This is a genomic window from Pseudomonas sp. GW460-LB5 (assembly GCF_059423245.1).
In genome coordinates this window covers 1-10,684 of the sequence record NZ_JBWKXT010000106.1, presented here as the reverse complement: position 1 = coordinate 10,684, position 10,684 = coordinate 1, and the positions used below count along the sequence as shown (strand labels likewise).

Annotated in this window: 6 protein-coding genes; 3 read left to right on the top strand and 3 right to left on the bottom strand. The window is 54.1% G+C overall.

Annotation, left to right across the window (positions count from 1 at the left end):
• Positions 1-75 precede the first annotated feature (75 nt).
• The 3 genes from AC07XM_RS30510 to AC07XM_RS30500 form a co-directional block, all read right to left on the bottom strand.
• Positions 76-1,038, bottom strand: a complete 963-nt coding sequence (locus AC07XM_RS30510) for a hypothetical protein (RefSeq protein WP_102690250.1) — start codon at positions 1,036-1,038, stop codon at positions 76-78.
• Between the two features lie 21 nt (positions 1,039-1,059).
• Positions 1,060-1,584: a hypothetical protein gene (locus AC07XM_RS30505; RefSeq protein ID WP_096425750.1), complete on the bottom strand. Its 525-nt coding sequence runs from the start codon at positions 1,582-1,584 to the stop codon at positions 1,060-1,062.
• Between the two features lie 294 nt (positions 1,585-1,878).
• Entirely contained in the window at positions 1,879-2,847 is a 969-nt protein-coding gene (locus AC07XM_RS30500; protein ID WP_096425751.1) for a hypothetical protein, read from the bottom strand.
• A 507-nt stretch (positions 2,848-3,354) separates the two neighbouring features.
• On the opposite strand from AC07XM_RS30500, the gene AC07XM_RS30495 reads away from it, so the two are divergent.
• The 3 genes from AC07XM_RS30495 to AC07XM_RS30485 are packed head-to-tail and all read left to right on the top strand — an operon-like array spanning position 3,355 to position 10,575.
• Positions 3,355-5,166 (top strand): hypothetical protein, encoded by a 1,812-nt coding sequence (locus AC07XM_RS30495; protein ID WP_102690249.1) that lies wholly within the window; start codon positions 3,355-3,357, stop codon positions 5,164-5,166.
• A gap of 41 nt (positions 5,167-5,207) precedes the next feature.
• On the top strand, positions 5,208-7,715 hold the full coding sequence (locus AC07XM_RS30490; protein ID WP_102690248.1) for a hypothetical protein: 2,508 nt from the start codon (positions 5,208-5,210) through the stop codon (positions 7,713-7,715).
• The gene (locus tag AC07XM_RS30485) at positions 7,705-10,575 is read left to right on the top strand and encodes a hypothetical protein (protein WP_102690247.1); all 2,871 of its coding nucleotides are present in this window, start codon (positions 7,705-7,707) and stop codon (positions 10,573-10,575) included. Before AC07XM_RS30490 ends, AC07XM_RS30485 begins: the two co-directional genes overlap by 11 nt.
• The last annotated feature ends 109 nt before the right edge of the window (positions 10,576-10,684 follow it).

Genomic DNA, 10,684 nt, shown 5'->3' with positions numbered 1-10,684 from the left:
ATTGACGAAACTCAGGAAGTTGAAGGCGTTGGACGCTGTGTTTGAGGTGATGGTCATGACAATTCAGCTCCAGGTTCAAAGTGCAGTTGCACAACGGTAGCGGGTAGGGCCATCAAAACCGCCATCGTGATAGCGCCCTACCAGGAAGCTATCGTCTGGGCAGGTAAAGTCGCTCTCATTCTCATTTTGTGGTGCAGACCATCCGTCGAACCATCGAATGTTCAGCTTTTCGTCGCCGTTTGTAAGTGCGGCGCAGGCGTAATTGGTGGGTCCATAATAAAAAAACTCTTGTTTGCGGCCAACCATGACCTTCCCAGGCGGGCACATAAAGTAAACGTCATCATTTTCAAGGATATCATCGGACCAAGATGGATCTCTTACCATGAGAGAGGCTGAATCTTGCTGGAATCCTGCGCAGGTATAAATTTGCTTTAGGTTGCCATCTACTACCTTGCGCCCCGTCATCACCTCGTTCAGCCCGCATTTGAATTCATCTAGGGTGCCTACGTTTTCATATACCTTCACTCTATATTGATTCGTGGGGCGAAGAGGGGTGCGTGACGATGTAATTAAACGGATGCAAGCAGTGCTGTCCCTGGCGTCGCTGTCTTGAGTTTTTCTTTTTTTAACCATCATCAAACCCGGGGCGATGATCGTATTGTCTTCGTAGGAAACCAAGTCTTCGAATTCGAAGGCGGGGGTGGACGTCACGCGCCTCGTGGTGCGAAGTTCCATCGAAAACTTGCCATCCTCTGTGTTGCAACCAATGCCATCGGTAATCAGGATGTTCACGGAAGATGGGAGGTTATCGAACTGTATGGTGCGTCGCTTTATATCTTTGCACCAGGTGTTGGGAGAGTTGAATTCATAGTTTACCTGTTCGCCTGAGCCTTCGCCGGGAACAGTCAGTGAACATTGCGCATTGTCTTTGTCCCGGATAAGGATTGTGCCGTTTTGTGTGGCTGCCTGCACCGCTTGATGCAGGCTGGCCAGCAGTAGGGGTAAAGCAATGATGCTGAGTCTGAGTGCGATTGACATGATGAAACCTCGGATGTTTGGTCAGAACAGTTTGCTGCAGTAGTACTCGGTCTCCATTTCCTTGTCACTGGAAAGCGCCATGCCCGAAAGTACTTCATTTGCAGCGCATTGCATGCCGTGGTCAGGCTCTTTGAATTTCCGGGTGCTGGTATGAGAGGGGGTCAATGGTTGGCCCCAGATGTCTCTGACTTCAGCGCAATGTATCCAGTAGTTTGAGGCGTCAAGTATGTCTCGGCCACGCCCGGTCATGATCTTCGGACTCTGGCAGTTGGCGAGAGCGCCTGTTGCAATAATTTTGATTTCATTGTAGGTATTGAGCACCTCCCCGCTTTGAGTAACACTTCCGCATACGTACCCAACTTTGTCTTCCAAGCGAACACGCCCCACCATTACATTGCCGGGTTTACACTTGAAGTCATGGTGAAACTCCACTAGCGGAGGGGGCGAAATTTCATTAGGATCGATGATTGCAAGTTCTGCAACGGCAGAGTTGCACAGCAGTAGCAGCAACGCTGCGGCCGCAGGTGCGGGCCATTTACTGTTCATGAACGGGTCCTCATTGGCTAGAAAAAAAGAGTGCACGTCGAGTCTAGCCAGTTCCAGCGCGTGGAACACCTGGCAAAAATACTAGGTAGGTGGAGTGAGCGCCTCGAGGTAACACAACAAGACTGCCGATGCCGACTTATTGTTTTTTTGCTAGTATCCAGTGCGTATGCTAAGCGAAAAGGGGGGCGCTGAATTTATCATGAAATTCAATTTTCTGATCTGCCGGGGCGGTTGAAGTCCCTCACCCAGACGTTCCATGTTGGGGGTGATGGTCTTGATAGTTCAGTTCAATATTCACTGTGCAGTTGCACATCGGTAGCGGGTAGGGCCTTCTTCATCGCCATCGTGATAGCGCCCTACCAGAAAGCTATCGGTGGGGCAGGCAAAACCGCTCTCATGCTCTCCTTGTGGTGCGGACCACCCGTCAGACCATATAATTTCCAGATCTTTACTCCCGTTTTTCAGTGAGGCACAGGCATAAGTGGTGGAACCATTCTCGTCATTCCAGTGATCGCGGCCAACCATGACCTTTCCTGGAGGGCACATATAGTAAGTGCCACTGCTTTCGATGATTTTGTTGGACCAGGAGAGAGGCCCTATCAAGAGATCAGTTGAAGCCTGCTTGAAGGTCGCGCATATGTAGGCGGTCCGGCCATCCGTTTCGTCGCCCCGATGTAAGCGCGCCGTGATCACCTCGTGTAAGCCGCATGTGAATCGCTCCCTTGGATCCACGAAGTATGCGGCTTCTTTAACCTGTGTTGCGGGTATAGGATCAGGGCGCTTGGTGGCTGGCGAGGTCGTTATACGGATACAAGCAGTGCTGTCCCGGGCGTCGCTGTCTTGCGTGAAGTCTTTTTCAAGCACTAGCACACCGGGTGCGATGTAGTTTTCGAATGAAACCAAGTCTTCGAATTCGAAGGCGGGCATGGATGTTACGCGGCGGGTAGTGCGAAGTTTTAGTCGGAACTTGGCATCTTCCAAGTCGCAACCAAGGCCATCGGTAATCAGGATTGTCGCGGCGCTGGGGAGGCCATCAAATTGTATTGTGCGTGGTTTTATATTCTTGCAGCTCGAGTCCGGAAGATTGAATTCATATTGTGTAAGCTTGCCTGAGCCTTCACCGGGCACAGTCAGTGAGCATTGCTCGTAGTCTTTGTTCCGTATAAGGATTGTGCCGTTCTGCGTCGCTGCCTGTACCGCTTGAGGCAGGCAGGACAGCAACAGGGGTAAAGCGATGATCCCGTATTTGAGTGGGTTCGACATGATGAAACCTCGTGGTTTTGCTCAGAAGAGTAGGCTTCAGTAGTACTGGTTGTTGCCGGAATGAGACATGCCACAAATACTTCATGGTTATCGCACTTCGCGACGTGTTGATGCTCGCGGTATCTACGGGCGGTGGGATGCATGGGAATTGATGGCTTGTTCCAGCTGCCCCGACTTATGTGCAATAGAACCACTGGTCTGAGCGCTCATCACCCTCGCGGCCGCGTGCTTGTCAGTCTTGAGCCGCAGCCCGTATGAGCATGGCTCGCGCCTACGTGTTTTGTAGTGTTATTAACGTCACCTCGGTGATGGCGCCCTGCGTGCAGATCGAGTCTAGCGAGCGCCAGCGCCTGCAACACCTGGCAAAAATAATAGGGAGGTGGGGTGCGTAAGTGCGAGGTGACACAACACGACCGACGATGCCGACCTGTTATTTCTGCTAGTAGGCAGTGTGCTAGGTAGGCGATAGCGTGTGGGCAAACGTAAATCGGATGCCGAGTCGAAGCCATGACCGAGAATACTGCTAGTGAACGCGACAGCGCAGATCGCCCACCCCGCCCGATAATCGAAGGCCTCACACCCTATGACGAAATTGACCTTGATGAGTTGGGCGGGGAGGCCCTGAACGTTTTTATAACCTATGACGGTATCGCCGTAGGTCAACTGATAGTCTTTAACTGGACAGGTGCCGACAAACTCGGTAACGCAGTCGGTTTTTCCGGAGATGTGGATATCGCCGATCACAACTTCGACCCCAGGACAAAACGGGCAACAGTGAGTTTGTCCAATGCATTTGTCGTGGCGGCTGCCGACGGCTACGCATTTGCGTCTTTTCAGCCTACGTTTCCGGCGCTGGAGGAGTCGATGCGCGCTTTTTGCTTCGTGGGGGTGCGCCCGCACCGCCTTGAGCATATGCCGGTGGCCCAGGCGCCGAAGTCACACAATCTGTTTATTGACCCGGACTCGCTGGGCAGTGCGGGTGCCACTTTCCTGGTACCTGCGTATCAAGCCATGCAAGTGGCAGACAAAGTGACGCTGACATTCGTGGCATATGAAAGTGACGGCACGCAAGATGATACATGGTCAAAACTTATCGACGTGCAGGCACAGCACGTCGGGCAGGTCTTGAGTTGGAATGTACCATCCTCTTATTTCGATTTCATAAAAAAGGGGTACGCCGAAGTTTATTATGAGATCCAATTTGCCGCCCCCCCGAAACGTTTGAAGTCGCCGACCCAGACATTCCAGGTCGATAAGGTGCCTGATACGCCGCCCCTGCTGCCGGCGCTGGACATCGATAATTATGAAAGCGGCCTGCTCGACCCGGAACTGTTCCCCGACGGTTTGACATTGCGCGTGCCCCCCAATGCAGAGCTCATGGTGAGTGATTGGTTGTTGCTGCACTTCAATGATGAATGGGGTGAACAGCAACTGCGCGTTGACTTGAGCAGCCTGGAAAGCGGGGTGATTGTATTCAATCTGGCAAAAGACAAGTTGAAGGGGCTGGGCCGCATCAGGCTGGGCTATCAGGTCGCTCGCGAAGGTGTTGCCTACAGCGCGACCGTGCGAGAGGTTGAATTGGTTGTTCGCCGTGAGGATGCCCCTTTGAAAGTATTTTTCGCGGAAAGTGAGGGTGGCGAGGGTGAGTTCAATGCAAGGCTGCCTGCGGGCAACGCAACGGCGGGAGCTTATATCGACCTGTCCGATGTCACCTTGAGGGAGGGCGAAACCCTGGAAGTTTATTGGCAGGGGCGCTCCGAATTAGGCAATAAAACATTTGTCTTCCCTTTTGGGACGGTGCCCGCAGAACCTTTGAATATACCCCCGGCGGCGGTGGCAGCCAACATGGAACAGGGTGAAACCAGTGTAAAGCGGTTTCCGGTTTACTACAGGATAGCGCCCGTGGGGCATGAGTCCAAGAAGTTAAATTTGCGCATTCTTCCCCTGGCCCGGGATAAATACCCCACGGTGCAGTGCAGCCCGCGCAGGGACACCGACCTGTACGTAGAAGATATCAATGGTACTCACGCGGACCTGACACTGCCCAATTGGCCATTCATGAGTCCGGGGCAACACCTGGTCATTACCTTGCTGGGCGTCGCCGGTGGCTCACCCAGGCCTTATCCCATTCGTAATTCCCCCGTGACTCAAGAGGAGGTGGACAAGGGTGTCATCAACGCGATCTTGCTGAAAGAGACCCTTGAGAATCTGGATGATAACTCGCCACTTGAATTCAACGTCAGTGTTGATTTCGAGGGCCAAGGGGGGAGTGATAACTGGACACTCTTCACGCCGACGTCAATGACATTGCGAAAGTGACGGGGCGCGCACGTATGCCGCTAAATGCCATAGGTGGAATCATGAAAAACAAAGAAACGCTGGAAGAATTTGTCACGTATCTGAAAAATAAACCGAGCACGTATGGGTATGATGCCATTCTGGCGTACGATCGTTTTCGCGCCAACCGGTTATTGCTTCAGGAGTACATCGATCGTTTTGACAATAACAGCTATTTTGAACCGCTGTCATTTACCACCACGATTACCCCGGGGGCGCAGTGGGAAGCGGTAGTTGATCATACGCTGGATGTGCCGCGGTTATCGTTTGAAAACTCAAGTATTGCGCATTCACGCGCGGACTTGACCATGCGTATCACCGCCGGTAAGCAATTGACCCTGACCAGGTCCATTGGAGCCAAAGTCAAGAAGCTGATTCGGGTAAAAGAGGCCGATTCACTCGATGGCCCAGCCTTGCACGTGAGGATTTCACTGGACGCCAGCCCAGGGTCAGTGTCCCAGGCCGGGACGGTGTCTCTGGATTTGCAGAAAGCTGAGCACTTTTATCTGAGTTTTGCCGACACCGATGAGGAAAACCTGATCGGTGGCCAGCGATACAAAGTTATTTTCGACAGCTGGGAGCCTGCCAAAAGGATTTTCGTCCTCACTGAGATGCCGATGAAGGATAGCGACTTCTTGCAGCCGGAGAAATTTTGGGTCAGAACCCATGCTGCGCCGCTTGCTAAAGTACGAGCCTCCGACCAGTACGGCGAAGGGGAAGTTCTGCTTTTCGTCACAATGAAAGGCAGCAATAACTCCGATGCTGGCATCCCTGCAGATGATGAAAACATGCATTATCTGCTGCCTGATGCGGCAACCCCTTACACGATGAACCTGTTGCTCGGGAACAAGTTTCTGATCAAACGGCTGGTGTCTTTTGGGTTTGAAAGGTTGGAACGCGTGATTGAACCATTCAAGGCCACGTATACAGGCGGTGAGGGTGAAACGTTCGTCACCGGTATTCAGGCGACAGCGGGGCTTTTGAGTATTCCCGTTGAAGGTGATACTGATGTACTTGAAATAATTGAATTCCCGCAGGGGCTGCTATTGAATTTTTCCAGCAGCAGCGACGAAGACGACTTTACAAACTTCAAAGTCAAGGCCAGTGACGAAACGTTGGACTTTGAGTGGTTTGGCCTAGCGAAGGCGCCCGCCACCTTCAAGGTGAGATCCGGGAGCCAGCAGACGCGCTCGGGCATGGTGTCCTACCGTTGGGAATACAAGGCCTCGTACGCGTTTCATCTGGAAACGGCCGGCGACAACGTTGGCCAGTTGACGCTCAAGTTGAGGGCGAAGCCAAGCCTTCGCAGCAAAATGTGGCCCGATCAAGCGTTGGCGGCTAATGCAGGCCACCCTTTTGCATTGGAGCTCTTCATCAACTTCGGCGAGCAAGCCTTGGCCGAGCACCTCGAAAAGACGATCGAAACCATTGTTGGTGTGGCAACGGAAATCGATGCATTCCGCCTTAATGGCCTGTTGTTCCGCAGTGGCAAGGAGTCTGCCCAGCCATCGGTTGTGCGCTTTCCGGGTGATCTGACATTGCCTGGTTACCTTGCGCCGGCACGCACAGAGTTCGAAATCGAGCCAAACGAAACCTTGGTGGAGGCCGGAGGCAAGAGGACGTTCGAGACCACGCTTGGTGCAGGCGCGTCAGTGACATGGAGCGTGGCGAATCTACCCGGTGACGAGGGTGAAGATTGTGGGTCGTTCACGTCCAACGAGTACACCGCACCGGCCGCCAGCGCCGTGCTGCGCAGCGGCAAGAAGGTCATTGTCACCGCCACCCGTGGAACGAGTTACAGCAAAGCTTTGGTCAGTATCACCTCGCGCAGCATTGCGGTAGCACCTATGGTCATGCAAGCCGCTGCAGGTGGCAAGTTCAAGTTATCGGCGGCGACCCTCGATGGAGAAAAGGTCACGTTTACCCTCCCTTCCGATGCCAAGGGCTCATTGCAGGAAGACCCTCAGCCAGACCCCTCGGTACAGCAAAGCATGCTCTACGTGGCGCCTGTTGGTGGCCTTCAACAGGGGTCGCGCAAGAGCGACGAATGGCGACGTCTGCGTGCTACAGCCGCCTGGCGTATTGAGGACGACCTGGCAGAGGTACTGGCAATTGACACCGTTAACGTATCGAGGGAATCGGGCAATGGGCAGGAGCAGATTCCGGTATTGCTGCCATTACGAAATGAAACCAACTGGTTCACCCACCATGTTGAGGGTAACGGCATACGGTTGAAGTTCTGGGGATCAGGCAAGGGGAATGACTACGAAGTGCCTGCCGAAGACACGACCTGGTACCTGGTGCTTGGCAACGGTACGTTCGAGGATGGTTTGTATACCCCGATAGCCAACGATGGCCAACCCTTGAGCCGTTATGCGGTGGTGGCAGCAATTGAAGACAACAGAACTTTCTGGCTGTGGACGTACGCCATATTACCCATCCCGTTCCTCACGCCTGAATTGCTGGTTGAGAAACTGACGGCACAAGATGAAGACGCAGCCTTGCCTGGAGGGTCGGACAATGAAAAGTAACCCCAAATCCGCTTTGTTGCAGCGTCTGGCTCAAGGCAACGTGATGTTCGACTGGGGCGCCATCCTGGCGTTTGACCGCGGCCAGGTTAACCGTATGCTGCGGGAACAGTACATGGCAGCGTTCAACGACCTTAGCTTCTTGTTGCCATTCAGCGATGAGGTGGTCATCGGCGACCTTGAGCACGTCACTTTGAGCGATATCGTACTCGGTGCGCCGCAGGTCTCCTTTGAAAGTGCCACCTTTACCAATGCCAAGGCCACGGTCAGGCTCAATATTGTGGCAGGTACTTATTCCTCCACCTTCCATCCCCCTGGCAGCCCGCCCTACCTTTTACGCAGTGAGACGTTGCGTGAAGACATGGGGCTGATGCTCGAAATGACTGCTGAGCTGGGTGTGCGGGTGGGCAGCGTGGACGACAGGGGCAAATTGATGCTGGACCTCTCGCAGGGGGAGCGGTTCAGCTGCAACCTGGGATTGAGTGATGACGCCAGGCTGGCGATCGGCGCCAAACTGGGCGAGCAAATCCAGTCGCACCCTGCCTACAGGCAGATCTACAGCTGCGCGATGATGGATTTCAACGATTATGGGCCATTGAGCCCGCGCAGTTTCCAGGTGCGTACCCAGCCGGCACCTGAGGGTGGCGACAAGCATTCGGACCAATACGGTAACGGCGCGGTCGTACTGTTCTGCCACCTGCGTGTCAACAGCGAGCCGGGCAGGATGCCGGGTAATCCTGACGACTACCCGTATCTGATACCGGATGACCTGACCGTGCAAGGAGCGCCTGCCTATAACGCCACGGCGTTGATCGCGGCACCGTTGCGCCATTTTGTCGATGACCAGCAAGCGCCTGGCATTCTGCAGAAATTCACTTTGCCCAACGCGCTTCAGGTGAGCATGGTAGATCGGGAGGACCCACTGGATCATGTGATTTTCGGCAGCATCGAGCCTACTGCACTGTCATTTTTCGTCGAGCCCCTGCAAAGCGCATTATTACCGGAAAGCACGCAACATTTTATCATCGACAACGAGGGAAACGAGGTCAGGGCGCAATGGCAGGCAGTCAATATCAATCAGCCACTCGCGACCGGTAGCATGCAGGATGGGACCTACCAGGCGATGGGGACTGAGAAGTTCCAGCGCGATCAGCAATTGGTGCTGGTATCGGGGCGTTTTTCTTCCGCTGCGGGGGAGCAGGTACGCACGGGGTTGGTTGTGGAATCCCGGCAAGCTGTAAACGTGATCCCTCGTGTGGCCACTTGGGGTATTGGCATGGGCCCTATCAAGCTGCATGCCGGCGCTGTAACAGGTGGCGACTTGAGCTGGGAGCTGATCCCGGACAATGGGCAGTTGCACGGTGATCTGGTCGTGGATCCCGAGCGACCTGCGGGGCGGCTTTTCACACCTTTCGATCCTGAGAGTTACTTGCCTGAAGTGCGTTTGCAGAAAATCCGAGTCACTGACCAGGCGACAACTACCAGCGATATTGCCACCGTGGTCATCTTTGCCTACCCCCAGCAACTTAATGTGACGCCATTTCATGTGCCTGTGATGACCGGCATCGCGCCGATTGCCTTCCGCTTGCCCGCTGAGTGGCACGAGGCTGCAACCTGGAAGGTATTTGGTGAGGGAGAGATCAACGAAGACGGAGTGTATAACCCGCCGATTCAGGCCCAGGCCCCCATCAGCGTAGTGATGGCCGATATCGATGACCGGCAAACCGGTTACGCGATTGTCCAGCACGCCTACCAAGAGCCCCCTATCAGATGGACAGAGCTCGAAGGTTTTAAAATCAACGTAAAGGGCACCCCCATCTGCCTGGCCAATGGCATGCAGCAGATACCGTTGGAAATCGTGGTTGAACCCAAGGAGGTCAGTGTGGGCGGTGTCACATATCCCATTCCGCTTACAGTGACCGAGCTCTCTACCATGAGGCTGGTCTATCGCAGCGGCAATTCCGAGGTAGAGTTCCTTGAACCTGGTCAGGAAGGCTTGCCACTTGAAATTCCAAAATGGGCCACAAGCGTCAAGCGAAACCGTTTCAATCTGTACGGTCCTGTAACAGAGAGTGAAATGCCGCAAGTGCGTTCCGAAGCCACACGCAGCACCCGTGAACTCTGGCTCCATAGCAGCGTCGCCGCGACGGAGGAGTTCTATGCCAAGTTCCAGGCTGATGACGGCACCTGGTGGGACTCCCGTGACAAACAAGGCTTTGTCTGCGTCACTGCCGCCCCCGTCGATAGTCCCTCAACAGACGACTACGAGCTTGTCCGCCAGCGCGTACGCAACGGTGCGGGCAGAATTCACGACCCGGGCAATGGGGCGCCCAAGGACGAATTCAGCTACATGCTGGAATCGATCGATTACTGGAGGCTGGTGCATAGGTTCAAAGGGAAAAACATCAAGTTCGCCACGTGCAGGGTCGACAAGGATTCGGCAGCGGCATCGGTACGGTGGGAAAGCGAGCAGGTGGATGAGGTGTTCTTCAGTTACCTGTCCTATGCGTTCAGGGAATTGCCGGAACCGGGGCAACCGGAGAAAGTCGCCGAGCTCAAGGATGACAGCTATCTGACGCAAATGGCCAAGGAATTGTCCTACCTAAAAATAGAGAAAAACCTGATCGCAGGCAAAGAGCCAGGGCCGGGAGAATTGTTGATCATGCTGCATCGCCTGTCGGACATGCCCTTCTGGAGTGACGATATGACAGACGAAGAAAGCAAAAAGTACAGAAAAATGCTGGACAAGCCTTTGATGTTCATACTCTACGATCAGGATGGAACACGGCATCGGTTGCGTATCGGATTCCCTGAACCCAGCATTGAAGACAGTCGCAACACGCTGGAGTGGTCTGCTCAATGATGTGTCCCCGCCTCGCCAAGCGGGGTGGGTCCTCCTACTCAAGGACCTGGTCATGACTACCAAATCAATGCTGCATTCAAACGCCTTCAACTTCCTGAGTTTCATCAAC

What these genes read in the sequence shown, in the direction of transcription:
- AC07XM_RS30510 (WP_102690250.1), bottom strand. Translation starts at nt 1,038, where the DNA reads ATGTCAATCGCACTCAGACTCAGCATCATTGCTTTACCCCTACTGCTG.
- AC07XM_RS30490 (WP_102690248.1), top strand. Translation starts at nt 5,208, where the DNA reads ATGAAAAACAAAGAAACGCTGGAAGAATTTGTCACGTATCTGAAAAAT.
- AC07XM_RS30500 (WP_096425751.1), bottom strand. Translation starts at nt 2,847, where the DNA reads ATGTCGAACCCACTCAAATACGGGATCATCGCTTTACCCCTGTTGCTG.
- AC07XM_RS30485 (WP_102690247.1), top strand. Translation starts at nt 7,705, where the DNA reads ATGAAAAGTAACCCCAAATCCGCTTTGTTGCAGCGTCTGGCTCAAGGC.
- AC07XM_RS30505 (WP_096425750.1), bottom strand. Translation starts at nt 1,584, where the DNA reads ATGAACAGTAAATGGCCCGCACCTGCGGCCGCAGCGTTGCTGCTACTG.
- AC07XM_RS30495 (WP_102690249.1), top strand. Translation starts at nt 3,355, where the DNA reads ATGACCGAGAATACTGCTAGTGAACGCGACAGCGCAGATCGCCCACCC.